Origin of the sequence: Rhodobacter capsulatus (assembly GCF_005144475.1) — a bacterium.
Classification (GTDB): Bacteria; Pseudomonadota; Alphaproteobacteria; order Rhodobacterales; family Rhodobacteraceae; genus Rhodobacter; species Rhodobacter capsulatus_C.
Genome location: NZ_SWJZ01000050.1, coordinates 70,827 through 91,034, shown reverse-complemented (window position 1 = coordinate 91,034; position 20,208 = coordinate 70,827). Strand labels below are relative to the sequence as shown.

At 63.5% G+C, this 20,208-nt stretch carries 29 protein-coding genes and 1 other RNA gene; all 30 read right to left on the bottom strand.

All coding sequences use genetic code 11. From position 1 onward, the window contains the following. Positions 1–7: 7 nt before the first annotated feature. The 30 genes from FBT96_RS12465 to FBT96_RS12320 all read right to left on the bottom strand — a co-directional run bounded on the left by FBT96_RS12465 (position 8) and on the right by FBT96_RS12320 (position 20,203). Positions 8–1,123, bottom strand: a complete 1,116-nt coding sequence (locus FBT96_RS12465; protein WP_136907112.1) for a hypothetical protein — start codon at positions 1,121–1,123, stop codon at positions 8–10. A 267-nt stretch (positions 1,124–1,390) separates the two neighbouring features. Further along, positions 1,391–1,945: a phage virion morphogenesis protein gene (locus tag FBT96_RS12460; protein ID WP_136907110.1), complete on the bottom strand. Its 555-nt coding sequence runs from the start codon at positions 1,943–1,945 to the stop codon at positions 1,391–1,393. A 103-nt stretch (positions 1,946–2,048) separates the two neighbouring features. After that, positions 2,049–3,497, bottom strand: a complete 1,449-nt coding sequence (locus tag FBT96_RS12455; protein WP_249306470.1) for a PBECR2 nuclease fold domain-containing protein — start codon at positions 3,495–3,497, stop codon at positions 2,049–2,051. Positions 3,498–3,601: 104 nt separating this feature from the next. Beyond that, positions 3,602–4,978, bottom strand: coding sequence for a DUF935 domain-containing protein (locus tag FBT96_RS12450; protein WP_136907106.1), 1,377 nt, complete (start codon positions 4,976–4,978; stop codon positions 3,602–3,604). After that, the gene (locus FBT96_RS12445) at positions 4,975–5,313 is read right to left on the bottom strand and encodes a DUF6527 family protein (protein WP_136907104.1); all 339 of its coding nucleotides are present in this window, start codon (positions 5,311–5,313) and stop codon (positions 4,975–4,977) included. Before FBT96_RS12445 ends, FBT96_RS12450 begins: the two co-directional genes overlap by 4 nt. Before the next feature lie 241 nt (positions 5,314–5,554). Beyond that, positions 5,555–7,213 (bottom strand): phage terminase large subunit, encoded by a 1,659-nt coding sequence (terL, locus tag FBT96_RS12440; RefSeq protein WP_136907102.1) that lies wholly within the window; start codon positions 7,211–7,213, stop codon positions 5,555–5,557. After that, positions 7,210–7,713: a DUF1804 family protein gene (locus FBT96_RS12435; protein WP_136907100.1), complete on the bottom strand. Its 504-nt coding sequence runs from the start codon at positions 7,711–7,713 to the stop codon at positions 7,210–7,212. The genes terL and FBT96_RS12435 overlap by 4 nt, the downstream gene beginning before the upstream one ends. Beyond that, positions 7,700–7,966, bottom strand: coding sequence for a hemolysin XhlA family protein (locus FBT96_RS12430; protein WP_136907098.1), 267 nt, complete (start codon positions 7,964–7,966; stop codon positions 7,700–7,702). The genes FBT96_RS12435 and FBT96_RS12430 overlap by 14 nt, the downstream gene beginning before the upstream one ends. Next, the gene (locus FBT96_RS12425; protein ID WP_136907096.1) at positions 7,963–8,475 is read right to left on the bottom strand and encodes a 3TM-type holin; all 513 of its coding nucleotides are present in this window, start codon (positions 8,473–8,475) and stop codon (positions 7,963–7,965) included. Before FBT96_RS12425 ends, FBT96_RS12430 begins: the two co-directional genes overlap by 4 nt. Beyond that, positions 8,475–9,482, bottom strand: coding sequence for a lysozyme (locus tag FBT96_RS12420; RefSeq protein WP_249306469.1), 1,008 nt, complete (start codon positions 9,480–9,482; stop codon positions 8,475–8,477). The genes FBT96_RS12425 and FBT96_RS12420 overlap by 1 nt, the downstream gene beginning before the upstream one ends. Then, positions 9,479–9,847: a helix-turn-helix domain-containing protein gene (locus FBT96_RS12415; protein ID WP_136907093.1), complete on the bottom strand. Its 369-nt coding sequence runs from the start codon at positions 9,845–9,847 to the stop codon at positions 9,479–9,481. The genes FBT96_RS12420 and FBT96_RS12415 overlap by 4 nt, the downstream gene beginning before the upstream one ends. Before the next feature lie 118 nt (positions 9,848–9,965). Continuing rightward, positions 9,966–10,298, bottom strand: coding sequence for a helix-turn-helix domain-containing protein (locus tag FBT96_RS12410; protein WP_136907091.1), 333 nt, complete (start codon positions 10,296–10,298; stop codon positions 9,966–9,968). Further along, entirely contained in the window at positions 10,295–10,780 is a 486-nt protein-coding gene (locus FBT96_RS12405) for an HNH endonuclease (RefSeq protein ID WP_136907089.1), read from the bottom strand. Before FBT96_RS12405 ends, FBT96_RS12410 begins: the two co-directional genes overlap by 4 nt. Then, positions 10,780–11,025, bottom strand: coding sequence for a hypothetical protein (locus tag FBT96_RS12400; RefSeq protein WP_136907087.1), 246 nt, complete (start codon positions 11,023–11,025; stop codon positions 10,780–10,782). The genes FBT96_RS12405 and FBT96_RS12400 overlap by 1 nt, the downstream gene beginning before the upstream one ends. A gap of 94 nt (positions 11,026–11,119) precedes the next feature. Beyond that, on the bottom strand, positions 11,120–11,329 hold the full coding sequence (locus FBT96_RS12395) for a hypothetical protein (RefSeq protein WP_136907085.1): 210 nt from the start codon (positions 11,327–11,329) through the stop codon (positions 11,120–11,122). Further along, positions 11,329–11,706 carry an ASCH domain-containing protein gene (locus FBT96_RS12390; protein WP_136907083.1) on the bottom strand — a complete coding sequence of 126 codons (378 nt, stop codon included), beginning with the start codon at positions 11,704–11,706 and terminating at the stop codon, positions 11,329–11,331. The genes FBT96_RS12395 and FBT96_RS12390 overlap by 1 nt, the downstream gene beginning before the upstream one ends. 103 nt (positions 11,707–11,809) lie before the next feature. After that, entirely contained in the window at positions 11,810–12,256 is a 447-nt protein-coding gene (locus FBT96_RS12385; RefSeq protein WP_136907081.1) for a regulatory protein GemA, read from the bottom strand. Next, on the bottom strand, positions 12,253–12,468 hold the full coding sequence (locus FBT96_RS12380) for a hypothetical protein (RefSeq protein ID WP_136907079.1): 216 nt from the start codon (positions 12,466–12,468) through the stop codon (positions 12,253–12,255). The genes FBT96_RS12385 and FBT96_RS12380 overlap by 4 nt, the downstream gene beginning before the upstream one ends. Then, positions 12,465–13,370 carry a hypothetical protein gene (locus FBT96_RS12375; RefSeq protein ID WP_136907077.1) on the bottom strand — a complete coding sequence of 302 codons (906 nt, stop codon included), beginning with the start codon at positions 13,368–13,370 and terminating at the stop codon, positions 12,465–12,467. Before FBT96_RS12375 ends, FBT96_RS12380 begins: the two co-directional genes overlap by 4 nt. 6 nt (positions 13,371–13,376) lie before the next feature. Continuing rightward, positions 13,377–13,447: hammerhead ribozyme type II (locus FBT96_RS12370), an RNA gene on the bottom strand. Further along, positions 13,447–13,728, bottom strand: coding sequence for an HU family DNA-binding protein (locus FBT96_RS12365; protein ID WP_136907075.1), 282 nt, complete (start codon positions 13,726–13,728; stop codon positions 13,447–13,449). Before FBT96_RS12365 ends, FBT96_RS12370 begins: the two co-directional genes overlap by 1 nt. 88 nt (positions 13,729–13,816) lie before the next feature. Then, positions 13,817–14,467, bottom strand: coding sequence for a DUF3164 family protein (locus FBT96_RS12360; RefSeq protein WP_136907073.1), 651 nt, complete (start codon positions 14,465–14,467; stop codon positions 13,817–13,819). Continuing rightward, positions 14,460–14,648, bottom strand: a complete 189-nt coding sequence (locus FBT96_RS12355) for a hypothetical protein (protein WP_136907071.1) — start codon at positions 14,646–14,648, stop codon at positions 14,460–14,462. Before FBT96_RS12355 ends, FBT96_RS12360 begins: the two co-directional genes overlap by 8 nt. Beyond that, entirely contained in the window at positions 14,641–14,865 is a 225-nt protein-coding gene (locus FBT96_RS12350; protein ID WP_136907069.1) for a hypothetical protein, read from the bottom strand. The genes FBT96_RS12355 and FBT96_RS12350 overlap by 8 nt, the downstream gene beginning before the upstream one ends. Further along, a complete protein-coding gene (locus tag FBT96_RS12345; RefSeq protein WP_136907067.1) occupies positions 14,858–15,223 on the bottom strand; it encodes a hypothetical protein in 366 nt (121 codons plus the stop codon). Before FBT96_RS12345 ends, FBT96_RS12350 begins: the two co-directional genes overlap by 8 nt. Further along, positions 15,214–15,801 carry a hypothetical protein gene (locus tag FBT96_RS12340; RefSeq protein WP_136907065.1) on the bottom strand — a complete coding sequence of 196 codons (588 nt, stop codon included), beginning with the start codon at positions 15,799–15,801 and terminating at the stop codon, positions 15,214–15,216. The genes FBT96_RS12345 and FBT96_RS12340 overlap by 10 nt, the downstream gene beginning before the upstream one ends. Continuing rightward, positions 15,801–16,574, bottom strand: coding sequence for an AAA family ATPase (locus FBT96_RS12335; RefSeq protein ID WP_136907063.1), 774 nt, complete (start codon positions 16,572–16,574; stop codon positions 15,801–15,803). The genes FBT96_RS12340 and FBT96_RS12335 overlap by 1 nt, the downstream gene beginning before the upstream one ends. 32 nt (positions 16,575–16,606) lie before the next feature. Next, positions 16,607–18,904: a Mu transposase C-terminal domain-containing protein gene (locus FBT96_RS12330; protein ID WP_136907061.1), complete on the bottom strand. Its 2,298-nt coding sequence runs from the start codon at positions 18,902–18,904 to the stop codon at positions 16,607–16,609. Continuing rightward, a complete protein-coding gene (locus FBT96_RS12325) occupies positions 18,901–19,344 on the bottom strand; it encodes a hypothetical protein (RefSeq protein WP_249306467.1) in 444 nt (147 codons plus the stop codon). The genes FBT96_RS12330 and FBT96_RS12325 overlap by 4 nt, the downstream gene beginning before the upstream one ends. Before the next feature lie 25 nt (positions 19,345–19,369). Continuing rightward, positions 19,370–20,203 carry a ParB/RepB/Spo0J family partition protein gene (locus FBT96_RS12320; RefSeq protein ID WP_136907057.1) on the bottom strand — a complete coding sequence of 278 codons (834 nt, stop codon included), beginning with the start codon at positions 20,201–20,203 and terminating at the stop codon, positions 19,370–19,372. Between the last annotated feature and the right edge of the window lie 5 nt (positions 20,204–20,208).

Genomic DNA, 20,208 nt, shown 5'->3' with positions numbered 1-20,208 from the left:
CCTCCTGTCAGGAAACGGCGGAAACAGCGGCCAGGTATTCCGTGCCGGGGTGGGCGCGCATATAGGCCAGCGCTTTTTCATGGCGGGCGAGCGCTTCGGCATCGACGGCCTTGCCATCGGCCGCGAACTGGACCGGCGTCGCGGTGGCGGGGTCTTTGCCCAGATCGGTCTCGCCGAAGGTCACCACCTTCGGCTGGGCCGAGAGGATGTCGCGCAGCGCCTTGGCCAGATCGACCTTCGCGCCGCCCTCGGCGAAGGCGACGGTCGCGCCCAGCGGCAGCGCATCGAGGACGGCGACGGTCTGATCCTTGACCGCGGGCAAGAGCTTGCCCTCGGTGATCAGCGCCTCGGCAAAGGCGACGTGTTCATCGTGACGGGCGGCGGCTTCGCGGGCGGCAACCGCCGCCTCGCGCGCGGCGATGTCGGCTTCGCGCGCAGCGAAGGCCGGGTCGGGCTGGGTCACAGCGGGCTCCTTCTTGGGGTTGGGTTGATCGCCCGAGAACATCGGTTCGGGCTTGGGGTGGATTTCCATCTCGCTCAGCCATTCGATCCGATAGGCGGGCAGCGCTTTGTCAGCGTCTTCGAGACCGAACTTCTCGATCAGGAAGTCGCGAACGGTGCGCAGGATCGAGGCGGTTTCTTCGAAGCCCCGCTCGCCGAAGGCCGCAGTGAAGACCGTATCGGCGGCACCGGCAAAGCTCGCAGGGCGCAGCCCGGGAACCGCCGGGGCCGCGGCGCCGAGAAAACCGACATGCTTGGGGTACCAGGTGCCGGGCACCGGGTTGTGCGGCTGACCGGGCGAAAAGAACGCCATCGAAACTTTGCGGAACCGCCCGCCCTTCACCAGATCGGCAAACTGCGGCTCGATCTGGTCCAGATCCGCCATCAGGCGCTCGGTCTCGGCGTCGTAATGGAACGCCTTGATCCAGCCATAGGCCGGGGCGTCGGTGTCCGGATGCCCGACGACAATCGGCGCGGGGGCGGTTTCGGGGTCATAGGCGTCGGCAATCGCCCGCAGGTCACCCGCGGAATAGGTGATCGGCTCGCCCTGCATCGGCGTGAAGGTGCCGGGGCGAAAAACCTCGATGCGCGCGGTGAGGGGGGCGGTGCTGGTCTCGGTCATGGGTCCGTCCTTGGTGACGGACAACCCTTCGCACAGGCCCAAATGCAAAACCCCCGGACACAAGTCCGGGGGTGGCGCGTGGTGGCCTCTTGGTCAGATCATAGGCGCGGCGGTGCAGCTCACGCAATGGCCTTCGCCCGGGTCGCTTCGGATTGGCGCGCAGAGCAATCCTAACGGGGGGCTAACGGGGTGGGATGGCTTCTGACGGGCATCCGGCGCCGCACAACGACTTGCCCTATCAGAGGCGCAATCAGCGACGCGGCCACCTCAGCCCTCCAGCCAGTCCTGCGCCTGCTCCAGGATCCCCTCCTGGTCCGCCGCCGAGATCCCGATATAGGGCCGGGCAGGAATGGTGATCGTGTGCGCCTTGATCTCCACATCCTTGCCGCCCTCCTTGTCGCGCTTGGCAAAGCGCCGCCCGACCATGTAGCGGCTGCCCGCCTGCTTCTCGATCGTGCCGCCTAGCTGGTGGATTGCGGCGTATGCCACCGGCGATCCGATGCGCAGCTCGTCATCGGAGGCGATGTAATTGACCGATCCGGCCAGAGACGAGCCAGACTTGCCTTTCGTATTTGACCGCAGAATGGTCAGCGGCAGCTGTCCGGCCTTCGTCCGCGCCCGGATCGTCGCCGGTTTCAAGGGCGTCCACGGCTTGCCGTCTGGACCGGTTTCGGTCTCGAACCGCGTGCTGGTCGAAGCCAGCAGCAGCTCGCCGACCCCCTTGTAGAACCCGCGGGGATTTTCCATCCGCGCCAGCAGATCCCGCAGCGCCTGGCGCGCGGTGGCCTCCTGCAGCTCAACCGAGATGCTGATGCCCGTCATCGTTGAAATCTCCCTTGGTTTTGGCTATATTGGGGATGCTGGAAGCGAAGACTGGTGATGGGTCCTGTAAGCTGAAAGCGCGGCGGTCGTATCACCACGGCCGCTATTTTCTTTTCCAGAGCAGCTTGCCGCCACGTCGAATGTCGAGCAGCCGGAAATCCGGAGCGGTCTTGTTCTTTTTCGTCGTGTTGTAGGCCGATGTTTCCTGCCACCACAGCCGCCCCATTTCGAAGACGATGATGATGCTCGCATCCGGATCGACCCGGATGTAGCGACGATCGACAACGATCTCGCCGCCCTTCTCCACCAGGCCGAGCCAGATCTCGTCCGGATCGATCAGGGCTTCGGCCATGAACGGGGTTAGCACGCCACGACTGCGCTTGTCGATCTTCCAGCTCCCATCCGGCGCCTGGAACAAGGCCTTCGAAATTGGCATCCGTGCCCCGGTTTTGTCGGTGAACAGCGTGGCGCGATCCATGGTCGCACCGAACGGCGACAAGAACGGCCGCAGGAAATCTTCTGGCTCGGGGGCCTCTTTAGCCTGCAGCGCCTCTGATGCGTCGTGGGCAGCTTTCGAGAATGGCACGGCTTTGGCGAGCAGGTCATCGATCGGCTCCGGGATATCGACATCGACGAGCTGGCGACCGGCAACACGCGGCCCAACCGCCTCTTCAAGCAACCGTGACGGCACCAGACCACGCTCCCAGAGATCTCCAGGCATGTAATCCCAACCGTAGCCGATCCCTTCGGGCAGATCGACGACGGTGCCCGTCGCCTTATCGATGTGCTTCACCATCGTGGTCGTTGGCGCCTTGTCCGGCCCGTCCTTGCCCATGCGCCGCAAATCGCCGCGCGAGAGCGTCCGCACCCCGCAGCTGCAGACCCAATCGTTGGGCGGGAAATGCGTATCCCACCACGGATCGTTCCAGAACAGCACCAGGTTGTGCCAGGAGGTGTGCTCCGGCCGCGGGTTCAGCGGCACCCGGGTTTCGCCGTGGCGGTATTGCCAATAGGGCCGCGCCTTGACCACATCCGGATCGCGCATCTGCCGCAACCGCCCGGCCATGTAGCTCGTGCGGATGTTCGTCTCGAAAATGGTGCGGATGCGCCATTCGCGCCCGCCGTTGTAGGACCAGCCGTATTTCTCGACAAGACGGTCGAACTCGGCCGCGAAGGCCTTGATGTCGTAAGTGCGCGCGCCCTCGATGATCGCCTGCTGGAACTCTTCCAGCATCGCCATGTCGGTGACCCCGGCCACGACAAAGGCGCGGTCGTGATCGCCGTGCATCGCATCCGTCCAGGCGGCGGTCGGCTTGCCCCGCTTTTGCGTCAGGAAATCGATCTGTTCGCGGAACTCCTGACGGGTCAGAGTCTCGGCAAAGCTGACGTCCTCCCAGTCCGCGAATGCCGCCTCGCGCCCCTCCAGCGCCGCCAGCTGCATCGCCTGGGAAAAGAGCGCGGCCAGCGCATCGGGCGTCCAGGTGGCGCCGATCTCCAGCACCGCCCGGGCAGCGGCGTCGAAATCCTCGGCCGTCTCGATCGCTTTGCGCACGGCGGCCACGCGCCTGGTGAAATGGCGCTCGGCCGCAGCGATGGCCTGATCGGTGATCCGCTCGACCGGCCCGCCCGGCTCAGCGAAGCAGACGTGCCGGTGGCTCAGGCTTTTTTTTTGAGCCAGGCGGCGGAGAAGTTCGGATCGGCGACGACGAACGGATCGGGCGCGGCGGGCGCGGTGCCAAAGGCGTGACGGGCCTCGACCAGCGCATCGATCGTCTTGTCGCTCAGGCCTTGGGTGACGTCGAACGACAGGATGTATTCCCGGGCCACCTCGTCATCTTCGAACCGCGCAGCTTCGGAAACGACGGTGCGGATCGCCTTCGCGGAAGCTTCGCTCGCCTCTGCCTGGCGCTTCTTGGTCGCAGCTTCGGCTTGGGCGTTCTTCGGCCGTTCGCGCCAGATCTTCGGCACGGCCGCCCCGGGCAGGTTGTAATCGACGATCCACTGCAGGAGCTGCTCGGTCAGCGTGCCCGAAAGCAGATCGCCGTCACCGTCGGCCAGCATATCCAGCATTTCCATATGCACTTCGCCAAGCGCGCGGTTGCCGCCGGACTCGCCTACCTGCGTCGTCAGCGTCTCGCCGGTGGTGGCGATCGAGATCTGCCGGTCCCAGTAGTTCAGGAACTGCTCATAGGTGACGCTGCCCGACCGGCTCGCCTCCAGGAACTCGGCGTCCGTGCCCATCGGCACAACAATCGCCGAAGAGGTGACGGCGCCCTGCAGCGTGGTCAGCAGCTTGCGCTGCTCCTCGGGCAGCGATCCGATCGGGCTCTTGCCCACGATCGTCGGCCCGGCGAACTTCTCCAGGAAGTGCAGCCAGAAGGTGATGCCCTCGCGCTTGAACAGCACCGGCCAGAACAGTCGGCTGCCCAGCCCCAACCCATAGGGGTTTTCGCCCTTCACGCCGACCCGGTGCACGATGAACTTGCGCTCGGGCAGTTCGATCCCTTCCGACATCGCCGTCCAGGTCAGCAGCCGCGGCCGCCATTCGGTGTCGAAGACAAAGCGGCGCTGGTCGATCGACTTGATCTTCACCGGCTTGATCCGGGCGCCGTCGCGGCCCCAGACCACTTCGCTCACCGCATAGCCCTTCAGGGTTGCGTCGAGCAGGCCCTTGCAGACCTGGTCAAATGGCAGCGCCCCGATCATTTCGCGGACCAGCTCGGCCGCGGCCTTGTCGATCGGGCGGTCGCCCCCGGCCTCGACTTTCCACTCGCGCGAGATCAGCGCCCCCTTGCGCTTTTCGAGCATGGCCCCGGCATGGGTGTCGCGCTCGATCTCGTCATAGATCTTCAGCCCCTTGCCGCCGCCCTGTTGGATTAGCGTGTCGTCGGAGTTTCGCAGCACCTCGCTGAAGAACGGGATGGTGATGTCGTTCCTGGCATTGGCGATCAGCGCCGTCGCCGCGGCGGGCAGGTTCTTGCGGGGCTGCTCGGCGAAAGCGGCCGGGCGGGTCTTGCGGTGACGGCGGCTCATGGGTCTTCCTTCCAGTCAGGCAGATCAACCGTTTGACCGGCAAGTGCATGGGTGCAGTCGGCGAGAAACTGGATGCGACCGTCGGTGACAAAGGAGTGGCAGACGCGTTTGATGTCCTTCGATGTGTCGTAAAATTCCTCCGGCACATCGCTCGGCTCAGTCCACGTCACGAGGATCGATGGCGTAAACGTCGGAGCGTCGCCCGAGTAGTTCCAGCCCCAGCGCGGACCGGGACCATATCCGACCCAGACCGCATGAGGATCGCCGCAGCCCGGGCAGCGGAACATGAGCCCGCCTCCTTCAAGCGTCCTCAGCTTCGAACCAAGTGCGCCCATCACCCTCTCCGTTTCCAGAGGCTATCGAGCTCTGCAGGGATGCTCGCAAGGCGCTTGCACCGTGACCACAGACGGTCGATTGCGGCCTGAGGCTTGTCTTTGGCGCTCGCCCTTTGGATCGCACGTCGCGTTTCCAATGGGATGCGATGCCAGTGGCGCCCACAAATCCACTCGCCTTGGTCTGAGCGGCGGCAGGATCGCGAGCATCCCTCGATGCAACATTCGACAAAGTGATTTCCCATCACCCTCTCCTCAACCGATAGCCGCCCAGCATCCCGCTGCTCGCGCACGCGCCAGACGTCAGCATTTCGCCGCCGCCACCGCCACGCCCGGCGAAGTGCAGCGTGTTCTGCCAAAGCATGTCGAGCGCGTCGGGCCCGTCGTCGTGATCGCCGTTCGGCCATTGCTGCAGCTGGTCGATCAGCGTGCGATGCGCCGTGCTGAACCGGATCAGGCCCGCGGCCACCGGCGGCTGCAGGCGCTCGATGCGCAGATCCTTGTCGGCCGAGGGCGTGATCGGCACGGCCGAGATGCCGACACCTTCCCGGGCGGCCCGCGTCATCAGCTCGGTGCGCAGGAACTCTTGGAACTGGACGGCCTCGACGAACCACAACAGCGCGCGATATTGGCGCTGCAAGGCGATGGTGTCGGCGATGATCAGATCGGGCAGCCGTTTGCGGATCGAGGCCTCGACCACGTCGAGCTTCCCGGCCAGCCGGTCGAAGCCGCCGATCAGAATTGCTGACGGGTCGCGGCCCTTGCCAGCCTTGCCAAGGCTGGGGTCGAGCGACCCGAAGAAGATCCATTCCCGCAGAGGCTGGACCCAATAGGTCAGATCGCCGAACGGGTTGCCCTCGCTGATCGGCTTGTTCTGATATTCGGTCTGGAAAGCGGCTTTATCGGCCGCGCGCTCCAGCATCAGGAACAGCAGCGACTGCACCGATGGCCAGTTGACCACCGCGCCCTGATCCATATCGGCCTTGCGCGCCTCGTAGAACGCCTTGGCCGCGTCCTCGCCGTCGTTGTGATAGACCTCTTCGAACTGGTCCCACAAGTCCATCCGGTCGGGGAATTTCACCACCGCCTGGAACTCGGTCACGCGCCAGCCGGGCGCCTTCGCGGCGCGCACGATCACGGCGTCGAAGTGAAGCACCGTACCGACCCAGATCACATCTATGCTGCCATCGGGCGGGCCGACCTTCAGCGCGGCGCGATAGATCCAGTTCCATAGTTTTTTGCGCTGCTCCGGGTTGAGCACCTGTTCATCGTTTTCGATGTCGTCGAGGAAGAGCAAATCGGGCCGATAGGGTCCATGACGACGGCCGCGGATCTTCTTCGCGGCGCCAAGGCCTTCGACGCAGATATTGTTGCGCGTGACGATCTTGCCCTCACGCCATACACGACCTTTGCCGAAAACCTCCGGAAAGTCATTTTGAAGCCGAGGATTGTTCTCAAGCTCGGCCTTGATCGCTTCGATCAAGAGCGCGGCTTGATCATAGACGTCGCAGACCTCGATGATGTAGCGCTTGAGCCCGAGCATGATGCAATAAAGCGCAAAGCCGAGCGACAGGTGCGTTGATTTCGAGGCCCCGCGGGGCGCGACGAAGAGATCCCGCGCCCCCCCTCCAGAAGCGAGGATCTCCGGCACCCGGGCGAAGATATGCTGGTGGAACAGGCTGTGTTCGCCGCGGACGTAGTGCGGCAGATAGGTTTCCATGAAGAACTGAAAGCCGTCCGCCTCGGCAACCCGACTCAGACGCTCTTTCTTGGCGGCCGGATCGGGCGCGAAGGCCGCCACGTTCAGCTCGATATGGCGGGCAAATTCGCGCGCCATTTCCGCGATCATCTCGCGGAAGTCCTTCGTGCTGACAGCGGCCTTCAGCTTCGGCCGCTTGGTCATGACGTATAGATCTCGGCCAGCCGCTCGCTGAAGGGCTCGATGATCTCAAGGATAGCGGCCGAGTGCTGCGGGAAGTTCTCGCGCACGAAATCCAGCATCTCGCGCATGACATGCTGCGCCACGCCCAGCTCCGAGATCTTCGGCGCAAACTTCTTGGCGCTGGCGGCCATCTTCGTCATCGCGTCCGAAAGCGAGACGAGCATTGCGACCTTTTCCTTGGTCGAGTGCTCGCCGGACTTGATCTCTTCCAGGATCTCCTGCGCCTGCATCATGAAGTCTTCGACCACGGTCGAAACCACGGCCTCGACGCCTTCGCCGGCGATCACATGGGCGGTGCGGGCCTTCTCCCAGTCGTCGCCCTGTTCTTTGGCGGCCTTTTTCCAGCGCCCGACGGTCGCTTCCGAAATGCCATAGGCGGCGGCGATGGTGGCGGCGGTGAAGCGCCGAAAGACATAGTCGGAACGGGCCTTGCGGCGCACATCCTCGTTATTGCGCGCCATTGAGGCCCCCGGAGATGATGAACGTGATGACGGCGGCGGCGATGCCACCGAGGACGAGGCGGGTCAGCCAGGTGATCCCGGAGCGGATCGAATCGAGCGCGTCCGTGGTGCCCTTGCGCCATTCGGCCATGGTCGCCCCGTCGATCTCGATCTTGCGGATCCGCTCTTCATGGCCATCGATGCGCTTGTGGGCGCGCTCGATCGACTCGGCCACATGGGGCGGCACGGCGGGATGGCTGGGCAGCGCGGTCATTTCTGCGCCCCCGCCCATTTCGCGACCATGTCCTTGGCCGTGTGCCCGCCCATGTAGAGACCCATGTAGATCCCCGAGAGCGTCAGCAGCTGGTCAACGGGCATCTGCGGCATGGCCGTGCCGAAGGCGGCGTTGACGACATGCAGCACGATCACCGACCAAAGCCAGAGCGCGGCCAGCAGATACATGCCCGCAGGGCGCCAGGCGCGCATCCAGAGAGGTTCCGAGGCCTCGGCCGCCAGCTGCGCGCGCTGCAGCTCCAGCCCCGAGGCATAAAGCGCAATCAGCTCCGGGCTGCGCTCTTCGACGGTGCGCAGGGCCTGCGTGACGGCCGCGGGCTGATCCTCGGCCGCCTGGTCAAGCTGATCGACCGGCACACCGACCTGATCGGCGATCGCGCCGAGGATTTCACCGGCGAGCTGGCCCGCGCCGTCGCCGAATTTACGGGCGACGATCTTCTCGACGACTTTCAGACCGGCCGATCCGGCCAGGGCAACAAGGGCGGACATCAGATGCTCCTCAGGGCAGCGGCCAGGCGCGGCGCGCGGCCTTGGATTTTCGCGGCGATCACGTCGCGGTATTGCCAGGCGAGCCACAGACCCCAGAGGCCGATCACCGCGGCCGCAGCACCGATCGCCCAGGGCTGGGAGGCGATCCAGTCGGTGATGTCCGACATGCCGGTCGGGGCCGCAGACGTGACGGCGGATGCGGTGACACCGCCGGAAAACAGCCCAACCGACTTGGCCTTCTCGGTGGCATCGAGGCGCCGCTGCAGGGTCGAAAGCGTGGCCCGGCCGATCTTGCCGTCAGCGGTCAAGCCGTGATCGACCTGGAAGCGGCGGATCTCGGCCGCGGGGATGGCCGCGGAATCGAGGCCGACCGGATAGCCGAGCTTTTTGAAGGCCGTCATCGCCGCGATCTTCTCGGCGAAATCCAGCTGCAGCACCCAGCGCGCGACACTGACCGAGGGCCGCGAGGGCTCGCCCAGCACCGGGTACATGCCCTCGAACAGGATGCGCAATTCGCGCTCGCGCCGCGCAACAAGGCCCGGCAAGACCTTGCCGCCGCCCCCGTTCCACAGCCGGAATTTTATGGAAATCGCGGCAGCACCTGCCTTGCGGGCCCAGAGCGGCACCCACGAGGCCTTGTTGATCGCGCCGGTGTTCCAGTCGAAGAGCACGCCAGCGTCGAATTCGTGCTGCCGGGCACCGGTCATCACCAGGGCGACACGGGGCTCATACTTCGCGGCCAGCGCTTTTTTCGTGAGATCGCGCGATTGCTGCGCGGTGATCACCATGCCAGCTTTCGGAATGACGACGCCCGAAGCTGCGGTCAGGCCCATGCCGATGGTCCATTTCCCCGCGGGACACCGATAGGCCCGCAGGACGTTGCCTTCTTCGAGCTCAAGCGTCTCGATGCCTTTTTCGCTGGTTTTCATGGGGGCCCTCGCGCGTTTTCCCAGCCTTGCCACGCGCGCGAAAGCAAAACCCCCGGACACAGGTCCGGGGGCGGTCAATCGTCAGGGAAAAGGGGCAGCTGATCGGGTGGCCTGTTCGCCAGCCGCCTGACATGGCGCTGCGAGATGCCCAGCGTGGCGGCGATCTCGCGCCGCCCGCGCCCGGTGTCGGCCAACCGCTGCACATCCAGACGGCGCAGGCGGCTGCGGCCATGGGGCACATAAAGCCGTTGCCCGGACAGGAAATGGCAGAGCTTCGCCGCGGCATCCTCGCCCAGGACCTTCACCAGCTCGGCCGAGGGCTTGCGGCGCGGAAACTCGACTTCCTGCCCCCCGAAATGTTGCATGAGACTGAGGGCAACGCCAAGCCCAAAGGTTTCGGCGACATCGACAAGCGACTCGGGCACGTCAGGGGCGATGGTCATGGCAATCTCCGGGGCGCATGAGGGGAAAGCGTCAGGGGTAGGACTATTTTAGTCCGGTTCCCTGACAGAGAGTGAGAGGCAATTTCTTACCCCGGAAAAATGGATAGACCGCCTTTGATCACTCGATATCACCGATGGCCAGCAACAAGGCCATCGCGCCAGCCACAGCGGCGGCTCCCCCCGGGAGAGGGTCTTCGCCGCTGTCAGCCTGAAGATTGTTCATGGCTCTTTTGTCCATCAGGTCTGGTTCAATCTGCGAGGACGCATGATCAGCTGCGTTCTCTACGCGCCGATACAGATCTGCCAACATCCCCCAGACGCCGTCTGGCGGCGGGTTGCGGCCTGATGACCATGATTTCACCGTGTCGATGCGCACACCCAAGTAATCTGCGGCTTCTTGCTGTGAGAGGCCACAAATAGCGATGGCGGCTGCGAATGTGGTGCGCATCATCCATCATCCCTTTTGGTAATCATCCTGGCGAACGCCCTGGCGGCCGCCAGACCGACCACAACAATGATATTTTCGCTGCGCTCCATCTGCTCTGCTGTGCGGTCTGTATGAAACCTTTTTACCTCGATATGGACATTTTCGATCGGCAGAAAGAAGTCCAGCCTTTTAGCGCGCGGATCGGTGTCTCCGACCCATTCTATTCCTGCGCGATCAAGTGCTTCGGCGATTGTCCGCTCGACTGGATCTGTCATGGCCGGTTTTATGGCTGGACGCGCATGATCGAAAAACGCTTCATTTCGCAGCTGCGCGCGAAACTCTTCGTCCGTCATGGTTCCTTTCGCAGCATTGCACTCGGCGCAACTCTCGCCTCGGTTTTCAGGATCACATCTGCTTCCGCCGCGAGCCATAGGCACGAGATGCTCGACAGTCCGTGGGTTTGCGGCCGAGAAATCTCGACCGCAATAGGTGCAAGACCCGGACATCAGTCCTCGATCTCTTCGACGCAGAAGTCGTCCTCGGCGCGGAAGCAGATCGTGGCGGGAACACCGTCTTTCTGGTGCAGGCTGCGGATCTCGTAAAGCGCGCCATCGACGCCTCCGACCTCACCAAAATCGACATTGTTGAAATTGTCGGCATAACGCACCGGATCGAGGCCGGGCTTCAGGTTTTCCGCGCAGAAGCCGATCAGCGCGGCACGGGCTTTGTCGGAAAGAGCAGTACGGATCATCATAGCAAGGTCTTTCTACCTATCGCGGTTGGCTGTTCCATCCGCTTCATAGGATGAATATACACCACTCGTGTATCACGTCAATATAAGCTTACTATCCTTTCGGTGCCGGTTTGGGCGCTTTCTTGCTGCGCGCCGCTTGCTCTTTCTGAACTTCGTCGAGGCTCCGAAGCGCCCATCCGGCGGTGGAAAGATCGATCGCTTCGATAGTGATGACGATTGTTGTCTTCGACCCGACAGACTTGCTTTCGAAGCGCACGAGCTTCGTGTCGTTGTCAGATCCGGAAAGCATGAACACGCCCATCACTGACCATCCCAGCTGATGAGCGTTCCCCGGAACCTTTGCATCAAACCATGGCTCATGACCCAGAATCCGGCCATATCAAAGGCAGCCTCGAATCCATCCGCCACGGCGAAAGCGTCAACATCGGCGACCTCTGACCCATCGACTTCGATCGAAACGATTTTTCCTTCGGTATCGAACTCGATGCAGATCGGATCCGCGCCGATGCAACGCACATCCGGCACGATTTTCTTGCAATGCACCGTGCGCATCCCCGTGAAGAGCTGGAGCAACTCCCCAGGGCGGGCATGGCGCTTGCGCTGACTGCGGATCGTTTGGCGCTTCGAGCCATCGATGATCTTCGGAGCGAACCGCTTCTGAAAGGAATAGGCGACCATCAACGCAGCCCCCAGAACACAACGGCGGTGACCACGATCATCGCGCCAGGGGCGGCGACGGTCAGCCAGTAATGATCGCGCAGATAGTCGAGCACGAAGGTCATCATTTCCGATCTCCCTCTCTGGGCAATTCGGTGGGAATGTTGTGGCGTTTGCACCAGGCCTGCAGGGCCTCGATCACGGCGCTGATCTGCTTGGCGTCGGTCATGCGGTCGATGTCGATCGGCACCGCGCCCCAGGCGGCGCCGTAGCGCGACCTGATGAAGGCGTTCAGCCCCTTCGCGCCCGCCACATTGGCAACGCCTGCTTTGTGCAGCTTGCCCCACAGGACATGGCAGTACCGGACATCGCGACGGGCGGCGGGGGCGCGCTTGCCGCCGGTCTTCTGGAAGCCCATGCGCTTCATCTCGTCAAGAACGGCGGCTTTCTGACGGTCTGTCATCAGCTTCAGCGAAGCCTGACCAGTCACGCGCTCCAGCATGGCGCGGTAATCGTCTTCGGCCATGCCGATCTGGCCCTTGGCGATGTTGATCACGGTGTTCAGGTTCATTTCAGCCCCGCATGCGCTTTGAGGATCGCGACCTCGATGTCATCGGCCCCGAAATTCGTCGGAGCCGCCTCGATGTGAAACACGGCGCCCGTGCACATCGTCACCCGCAGCGCCCGAAAGCCGCTGAGCTTGGGAGTGGGCCCACAGACCAACTCCATCGCCGCGACGAACTGCGGGTTGATATGCACCCCGAAGTCGGTCGAGATCATCATTTCAGGACACCGGCCCGGGCGCGCAGCACCTGCAGCAGCCGCGTCTGCCGCTCGATCGTCACGCCGTTCGGCGTCAGCGCGATGAAGCGCGCCTTGGCCTCGCCGACCTCCTTGCCGATCTCATCGGCAACCACCTCCAGCTGCCTGCCGTTGGCCAAACCTTCGACCAGCGCCAGATCGAGGCTCGCCGACCAGCCGCCGCGATAACCGATCTGGCCCAGGAACTCGGTCAGCTCGCGCCACCAGAGCGGCTTGGGCTCGTCTTTCTGCGCGGACACGGAGGGCAGCGGGGCGATGGGGGCTTTGAACGCGGCAACGGGCGCCGCCGCGGCCTTCTTCTTCGCCCCCTTCCAGGCCACATAGCGGCCGCGCAGTTTGGGCATGGTCACACCCAGGGTCGCCGCAACCTCGGCCATATCCGACCCGTCTTCGACGGCGAGGAAAGCATCGGCCCAATCCGCATCGCTCGGCTCACCACGCGGCGCGGCCACCTCGTCGACGGCGGCTTCGACGGTGGGCGCGACCTCTCTGACGGCGACGTCAGCGGCGGCGTCATCCGCGACGTCAGCGGTCTTCGAGGCGATGATGGCTTCGAGCAGCTTGTCGGCGTAGGCCGGGGTCAGCGGCTCAAGTTCCGTGTCGAAAACGTCCGCAGTGGCCGGGAGCTCCTCGACCTGGACGGGAACGCCGTGAAAATCCGGGGCCGACGCATAGTCGTCATCGCTGTCGTCTTCCAGAAGCTCCTCCGGCGGGTCGGGTTCACCGTCGCGCAGGCTCTCAAGGTCGTTCAGGCCATCGGCCACCGTCTCGGCCAAGGCGGGATCGTAAAAGACCGCAACGGTGACCGGCTTCAACTCGCAAAGCTCGACGCGACCGTCCGCAAGATAGTTCAGGTGATACATTTCGTCCTCCGGCTGCTCATCAGGCCCCGGCCACCACGCCGGAACGACGCCCCCGGTTGCCCGGGGGAGTTTCGCGTCAGGATTTCTTCGGTTTCGCGGGCTTGAAGGCGAGATGCGCGCTGGCCGGGATCTCGACCGTCTCGCCGGTGGCCGGATTGCGGCCCATGCGCGCCTTTTTCTGACGCTGCTCGAAGGAGCCGAAGCCCATCAGGGTCACCTTCGACCCGGCTTCGGTCTGGCCAGTGATCTCGCCCAGCGTAGCATCGATGATCTCCTTGACGTTGACCTGGGCGAAGCCGGTCTTGGCGGCGATCGCGGTGATCAGGTCGGATTTCGAGAAAGTCGGTGTCTTGCCCATGGGGGCCTCCTGTTCGTTTCGGTTGGTCTTCTGGGTGGGTCCGCGAGTGGCGGGGTAGGCCCGGCCGGGTGGGCGGCCGGTAAAGGCGTCAGGCCTTGGCGAGGTCAATCGTGATCGTCGTCCAGCGCGCATCGACCGAGGCGCGTTTCTTGATGCGGTAGTAGGTTTTCGAGCCCACGATCCGGATCGCGTCACGGATCGCATCCATGGCCCGGTTCCAGCGCTCGTCCTTGCTCTCAAGGCTCAGCAGCGTGAAGACCCCAGACCGGCTCACCTGACCTTCTTTGTCGGTGTTGAAGGTCTTGGTGATCAGCGCGCGGATCTCGGCGCGGCTATCTGCGGCCCATTCGTTCAGGCATTCATCCAGCAGCGCCTTGCCGATCTGCAACTCGGGCCCAAAATCGAGAAGATCGCTGACGCGGACCTCAATCTCCATAAGACCATCATAGGTTTGGTAGTGGCGATTGCCTTTCGGACCGCCCTTGGTCAGTCCATATTCTTGCAGAAGGATGGCATCAAAAGCGCCCAAATCTTCGTAAGTGTGTTCCTTGAACCGGGTCACCTGCGCCGAGAGCGCCAGCGCGAAACCCATGATCTTGCGCACGGTCTCGTCCTCAAGGACATGCTGCGCCTTGATCAGTTCGACCGGCATGAGCGCGCCTTTCGCGTCGGTCATGTACGCTTTGCCGTTGACGTCGATGATGCCCGTGGGCACCGCGGCGGGGGTGAAGTCAGACATTCTGGGGTTCCTCGTTGGTGGTGGTTTCGCGGTTACGTTTCGTGAGGCGTTGAGCGGCTTTCGTGATCGCAGCCGCTGCATCTTCGAGATCGATGTCGTCGATGCCGCGCTCATCTTTCAGGATCTGAGCAGCGAGGATGAGGGTTCCTTCGTCGATCGAGATGGTGAGTTCCTTAGCCATGATCCGGCTCCTGAATGTTGCAGGTGGTGAAGGTGAATTTCGGGACCGGAGCCCCCGGATAGACCGGAGGAAGACCACTATCGGCGAGCAGGCAGGCCATGGCTTCGATCTCTTCGAAGCTGACCATCGTGATGCCGCGCGCGCCGTAGAGGTCGATCTTTCCCAGGGCGGTCGCTGCCCGGGTGACCATCTCCTCCGGGGTCAGACGGTCAGGCATCTGCGCCTCCCTTGGTCGGATTGAGGGAGCACGCCCGGCATGCGCCCCAGTGCTTCAGCTTTTCCGGGTTCGAGGTGGACATCGGCGCGGATGCAAAGGCCCGGCAGTCCTCGGCCGAGATGCCGCAGCGCAGGTGCGGGCACATCATCTGGTCGCGGTAGAGCTGCATCACGGCCGCGCCATGCTTGCGCGTCACCAGATCAAGGCTCTTGGCCGGATAGGTGCCGCGGATCAGCATCGAGACGGACGGCCGCGCCATGCCCACTTCGCGGGCGATCTGCGCGATCGGCTTGCCCTTGGCAGCTTCCGCCTTCAGCAGCTCAATCCATTCCGGGTTCGGCAGGTCGATCAGCGACACGGGAAATCCTCCCCGGTGTTGAAATCGTGCACGATCCCGAGTTTCGAACGATGCAGCGGCGCCCGCGGGCCGGTGTTGCGATGCAGGCGAAACCGCTTCAGGCCATTCGACCCCGGCCGTGTGCCCTTCCGACGATCGAGCATCTCAAGGACATAACCGGCGGATTTCAGGATGCGGATATAGCGCCCGGCATCGTTGATCGCGTCTTTCTCGCCATCGACGGCATCGCAGACCACGTCGCTGATCGTGAAGGTCCCACGCAGCCGCATCGAGCGCCAGAGCCGATCCCGAAACCCGTTCGTTTCGGGGCGCGCCAGAACATTGAGGGAGGCATCGACCGGGCCGCTGGTGATGATCTTGCCATCGGCAATGGCCTGCAACCCGCGGAACGTGATCTTGTAGATCCCGGGTCGCACGCGGGAAATGTAGCCGCGATCAAGAAGCGCAGACGCCGCTTTCGACACCCGCTTCGGGGACACGTCAAGCGCAAGGGCGATCTGGATCGTCGGAGCAATCAGCGGAAGCGCGATGTGCTGCAGCACGGCCATCTGCAGCTCTCCGGGGCCGAAACTTGCCATCACGCCGCCACCGTGATGAAGATCTCTTTGCCGGTTACGCGGTCGGTCATGATCGGCTGACCGGCCATGTCGGAAAGCGTCACGCCGCTCTGATCGATGTTCGAGCGCAGGCCAAACCGTTCGATATGCGCAATCGCATCGAGGATTTCGCGGTTGAAGCCCTTGGAGGCTCTCCAGACATACTGGATCATCTCATCGGCCACCGGAACCTCGCAGCGCTCCACGATAAGAGCGCGCGCATCGTCAATCGTGGCGGGCGTGAAGGCGACCTTGTTCGGCGCCCGGCTCTCGATCTGGGGAAAGCGGCGCAGGTTGTCGCGCAAGGTGCCCATGCCCACAAGGATCGTCGGCAGGAACTTCAGATCGGAAATCCCGCGGATCGCCTCCATGATCTCGCCGCGCGATGACACCAGATCGCATTCATCGATCACTATGCCGAAGGTCTTGTCGCGCAGCGCCGCCCGATCTGCCCTCTCCTGCAGCTCGCAAAGGACCCGTGCGAACCGTTCGCGCTTGCCGCGGACACTTTTCGGATCGACCGACAGTTCCGCCAGCAAATCCTGCACGAACCAGCCGTAATCCCAGCCTTTCTGCGCCCGCAGATAGACGCTGCCCGTCTGGGTGACCCAGCGATTGAGCGTTGTGGTCTTGCCCAGGCCCGGCTTGCCATCGACAACGACCATGCAGGCTTCTTCGGCACCGCGTTCGTTGAGCTTCTTCAGCGAGGCGTAGAATTCGCGGACGTTGCTCGTCTCGACAAAAACGTTTCTCATGTTATGCTCCCTCATCTTCCCAGTGAAGTTCGTCAGGCAACGGCGCGGAGGAGGTTTCGCAGCGCCTCCAAGTCGATGCCTGACATTCGAAACAGCTCCCGCGCGGTCGAGCTGTTAAGGCAGCCCCGCAAAACGGCGATCTGGTTAGGTTTCAGTTCTTCCGGATGCTCCAGCGCCCAGGCGGCGAGCGCCTCGTCAGAGGCGAAGGTCAGACGCTTCGCAGCCGGTGCAGATGCCGCTTCGGCGGGCGCAATGCTGACGGTGCTCGGCGCGGCGATCGTCACCATCTCGGCCGCCGGTGCATCGAACATTCCTGCAGGGATGTTCTGAGCCCGCAGATCGACCAGCTGCTGCCCCGCGCGCTCGGCTTCAACGGCCGCGACCTTGCGTTCCAGCCGCTTCAGCTGACCCTTGGCGCGGTTTTCGATGGCCTGCTGCTCATAGCTGACCGGGAAATAGCGCTCGGCATTCGCCATGAACCGGGCGACGCAGATCAGCTTTCCGGGCTGCCCGGTTTCCTTGTCGAACTCGCGCACCCAGACCCGATCCGCTTGATGATAGTCGTAACCGACCATCACTTTCGTCTCGTGATAGGGGGCAAGCGCATGGTCGAAATAGTTGTTTTTGTTCCAGAGCACCTCGCCGCGCCGGGTGGTGCGGATCTCGTAGGGACGGAACAGATCGTCAGCCTCGGCCGGATCGACCGTCACCGGCTCGAAGCCGCGCACCACATGGGCCTCCCAGCACTCGTCGGGCGACATGTGGCGCATCTTGCCCGTCTCCGGGTCGCGGATCTGCGGCAGGCTGGTATGCTCTTTGGCGTTGTATTCGGCGACCATGTCTTCGCACAGCTTCACGAATTCCGCCCAGGTGGGCAGATTGCGCGACCGGCCGTATTCGCGGATCTCGCGACGGGTCAGCTTGTGGATCTTGTCGCCCGCCTCCTTGTCCATGTCGGTGCCGATGTAGGTCGGCAGGCGCTTCGCAAGCCGGTCCCAGATCGTGTGCTGAATGCGCTCGATGCGACCCTTGGCCTGTGACCCATAGGGCGCGGCATGGGCCTTGGTGATGCCAAGCCGCCCCATCAGGCCTGACACATCGGCATCCATCGCCTCGTTGCGATAGCCGGGGCCGCGGTCCACGTAGAAGATCGCGCAGATCCCGTGCGAGACGCAGGACCGCCGCAGCGCCTCGGCCACGGACTTCTGGTTTTCCGACCGGCCAAGCGAGATGCCGACAACCTTGCGCGTCACGAGATCCATGACGGTGGTGATTTCCGGTCGGATCGCGTTATGGCTGACCGGGTCTTCGATCTCGGCGTCGAAAGTCTTGCCGTCGGCGGTGTAAACGGTTGTCGGCCACATGTCGTCGGTGGTCCGCGTGACATAGGGCAGGCGCGAGCGCAGCGTCAGCATGCCTTCGCGTCCGACGTGCTTCTCGATGTTGTTCATCCGCACCCTCAGGATGTATTCCACCTGCGACTGCGTCAGCGTCATCAGCTGCACACCGTCCTTCGCCGCGGCTTCCTTGAGATATTCGCCATAAGCATCGGCGATCGAGGGCTTGGTCGGCTTCGCATAATGCCGCAGGAAGTCGGCGAAGGCGGGCGGGATCGGCATTTCCTCTTTCGTCGCCGCGGGGGCCAACGCCACGACGCCCTTTTCGTCGCGGGTCTTGAACCAGTCATAGATCGCGCTGCGCCCGACCGAAGGCTTGCCGCGGCGGTCATTCGCCACCACGATCCGCTCCGGGTCGATCATGAACCCGGTCTTCAGCAGCAGCGGACGCGCCAGGCTGGCGATCTCGCGATCTGTCAGGATTTCCCCGCAATCCCGCCGCGCCTCGATTTCCTGACGCGCAACCATCGCGGCCTGCGCATCCAGAAACTGCGCCACGCCCCAGGCGCGGCTCATCCCCTGCGAAATCGCATAGCCCTCGATCGCTTTCAGGATCTCGGCACGGGCTTCCATCACCTTACGGGCGCGGGCGGGCAGCGTGCTGACCTTCAGGGCTGCGATACGACGATCATCCGCCGAGTGCTCGGCTTCCAGACGGGCTTTGAGGCCAGCAGTGATCAGACTGCCCTCATAGGCCAGCCGCAGCGGCTCCGGCATCAGGCTGATGTGATATTCCATCCCGCCGCCCACCTTGCCGATGCGCTTCCGGGCAAGCTTTGAACCAAGGGCATCCCAGCCGACGCGCGAAACATAGTCGCAAACGCCACGCTTCGTTTGCGGGAAGCACGTCAGCCCCCTATTTTTGGCGATCTCCGCCAGCTCGCGCGCGGTGAAGAAGGTCTGAGGTGCGGAAGTCGTCACAAGGTCTTTCATCTCCGGACCTTCCACTTCGCCATGATGGCCTGCTCCTGCGCATCCAGCTCCTGCCGCTTCTCGCGGATCAGGTGCAGCTTGATCATCTCGGCGTATTCCGACTCGATCACCGTCAGCCCGAACTCTCCTGGCGCGAAGCCAAGCAGCGCCTTGGCCCCGGTCGCTTCGACCAGCGCGATAAATGCATCCATCGGAATGCGGTGGTCCTCGGACCCCTCCGAGGTCCATTTGTTCAGTATCGACTCGGATACCGGGCGGTGCAGATACTCGCTCATCCGCGCCGCCACCTTCGCGCGGGTCAGCCCATCGTCCCGCGCATCCCGCAGCGCCTGCCCGATCAGCCGGGAAATCCGGCTGTCGAGCGGCCCGCGCCCCGTGACCTCGGCGCTGTAGCCAACCGATATTTGCGGCGGCTCCCAGGCGAACAGGTCTTTTGTCAAAGGATCACGGTGACGGGGGGGCATGTCAGATCTTCCCCTGACGCCGCAGCGAGGCGATCATGCGCTCCTCATGGGCCAGAACCACCCGATCAAGCGTGTGATCATCCAGCGCCTCAATCGCGCGATGCACCGCCTGATAGCGCTTCTCGACCTCACTCGGCCGCACCCCGGCCTCGATCAGCATCAGCGCATCGGCCACGCTCGCCGCAATCGGCGGATCGCTCAGCAGCATGTCCATGATCCGCTCCTGCCGGACCGGGCTTTGCTCGGACAGCGCCTTGATTTCCGACTGGTTCGAGGCGGCCTTGGTGCCCACCAGACGGCGGCGGCTGTCCGGCGTCAGCCCGGTCCAGATCTTGACGGCGATGTTGATCGAGCGCTTCGACATGCCGATTTTTTCGGCCACTTCCGTCGCAAATCCGAAGATTTGTGCCTTCTCATCACCGGTGGGAAAAGTTTTCCCACCGCCATTTGCGAAGTCAGGGTGCATCCGGTCCCAGACCACCTTCAGCTCGTAAAGGTGCTGCGCGCGATCCAGCGCCGTCAGCTCGTTGCGGCCGAGGTTCTCCATAACCTCCTCGAGCCGCGCCTCTTCATCAGTGCGCGCGTTCGAGATGGTGCCCGGGATCTCAGCCATACCGTTGATCTCGAAGGCACGCAGCCTGTGCAACCCGGCGACGAGGCGGAACCGATCACCATCCGCTCGAACCCGGATCGGGTGCATGATCCCTTGAACTTTGAGGATGGCCGCCAGAGCACTTGCAGCCATTGGGTCAAAGTTGCGCGCCCGATCTTCGGGAACATCAATGCGATCCAGCGGGATCTCGAAGTAATTTCCGGTCGTCATGCCTGTATCCATCTGAG

What these genes read in the sequence shown, in the direction of transcription:
- FBT96_RS12335 (WP_136907063.1), bottom strand. Translation starts at nt 16,574, where the DNA reads ATGAGAAACGTTTTTGTCGAGACGAGCAACGTCCGCGAATTCTACGCC.
- FBT96_RS12430 (WP_136907098.1), bottom strand. Translation starts at nt 7,966, where the DNA reads ATGACCGCGCTGCCCAGCCATCCCGCCGTGCCGCCCCATGTGGCCGAG.
- FBT96_RS12465 (WP_136907112.1), bottom strand. Translation starts at nt 1,123, where the DNA reads ATGACCGAGACCAGCACCGCCCCCCTCACCGCGCGCATCGAGGTTTTT.
- FBT96_RS12460 (WP_136907110.1), bottom strand. Translation starts at nt 1,945, where the DNA reads ATGACGGGCATCAGCATCTCGGTTGAGCTGCAGGAGGCCACCGCGCGC.
- FBT96_RS12330 (WP_136907061.1), bottom strand. Translation starts at nt 18,904, where the DNA reads ATGAAAGACCTTGTGACGACTTCCGCACCTCAGACCTTCTTCACCGCG.
- terL (WP_136907102.1), bottom strand. Translation starts at nt 7,213, where the DNA reads ATGACCAAGCGGCCGAAGCTGAAGGCCGCTGTCAGCACGAAGGACTTC.
- FBT96_RS12400 (WP_136907087.1), bottom strand. Translation starts at nt 11,025, where the DNA reads ATGATCCGTACTGCTCTTTCCGACAAAGCCCGTGCCGCGCTGATCGGC.
- FBT96_RS12355 (WP_136907071.1), bottom strand. Translation starts at nt 14,648, where the DNA reads ATGGCTAAGGAACTCACCATCTCGATCGACGAAGGAACCCTCATCCTC.
- FBT96_RS12350 (WP_136907069.1), bottom strand. Translation starts at nt 14,865, where the DNA reads ATGCCTGACCGTCTGACCCCGGAGGAGATGGTCACCCGGGCAGCGACC.
- FBT96_RS12425 (WP_136907096.1), bottom strand. Translation starts at nt 8,475, where the DNA reads ATGTCCGCCCTTGTTGCCCTGGCCGGATCGGCCGGTCTGAAAGTCGTC.
- FBT96_RS12380 (WP_136907079.1), bottom strand. Translation starts at nt 12,468, where the DNA reads ATGATGATCTCGACCGACTTCGGGGTGCATATCAACCCGCAGTTCGTC.
- FBT96_RS12395 (WP_136907085.1), bottom strand. Translation starts at nt 11,329, where the DNA reads ATGGGCGTGTTCATGCTTTCCGGATCTGACAACGACACGAAGCTCGTG.
- FBT96_RS12450 (WP_136907106.1), bottom strand. Translation starts at nt 4,978, where the DNA reads ATGAGCCGCCGTCACCGCAAGACCCGCCCGGCCGCTTTCGCCGAGCAG.
- FBT96_RS12320 (WP_136907057.1), bottom strand. Translation starts at nt 20,203, where the DNA reads ATGGATACAGGCATGACGACCGGAAATTACTTCGAGATCCCGCTGGAT.
- FBT96_RS12390 (WP_136907083.1), bottom strand. Translation starts at nt 11,706, where the DNA reads ATGGTCGCCTATTCCTTTCAGAAGCGGTTCGCTCCGAAGATCATCGAT.
- FBT96_RS12405 (WP_136907089.1), bottom strand. Translation starts at nt 10,780, where the DNA reads ATGTCCGGGTCTTGCACCTATTGCGGTCGAGATTTCTCGGCCGCAAAC.
- FBT96_RS12385 (WP_136907081.1), bottom strand. Translation starts at nt 12,256, where the DNA reads ATGAACCTGAACACCGTGATCAACATCGCCAAGGGCCAGATCGGCATG.
- FBT96_RS12415 (WP_136907093.1), bottom strand. Translation starts at nt 9,847, where the DNA reads ATGACCATCGCCCCTGACGTGCCCGAGTCGCTTGTCGATGTCGCCGAA.
- FBT96_RS12445 (WP_136907104.1), bottom strand. Translation starts at nt 5,313, where the DNA reads ATGGGCGCACTTGGTTCGAAGCTGAGGACGCTTGAAGGAGGCGGGCTC.
- FBT96_RS12360 (WP_136907073.1), bottom strand. Translation starts at nt 14,467, where the DNA reads ATGTCTGACTTCACCCCCGCCGCGGTGCCCACGGGCATCATCGACGTC.
- FBT96_RS12435 (WP_136907100.1), bottom strand. Translation starts at nt 7,713, where the DNA reads ATGGCGCGCAATAACGAGGATGTGCGCCGCAAGGCCCGTTCCGACTAT.
- FBT96_RS12375 (WP_136907077.1), bottom strand. Translation starts at nt 13,370, where the DNA reads ATGTATCACCTGAACTATCTTGCGGACGGTCGCGTCGAGCTTTGCGAG.
- FBT96_RS12365 (WP_136907075.1), bottom strand. Translation starts at nt 13,728, where the DNA reads ATGGGCAAGACACCGACTTTCTCGAAATCCGACCTGATCACCGCGATC.
- FBT96_RS12340 (WP_136907065.1), bottom strand. Translation starts at nt 15,801, where the DNA reads ATGGCAAGTTTCGGCCCCGGAGAGCTGCAGATGGCCGTGCTGCAGCAC.
- FBT96_RS12410 (WP_136907091.1), bottom strand. Translation starts at nt 10,298, where the DNA reads ATGATGCGCACCACATTCGCAGCCGCCATCGCTATTTGTGGCCTCTCA.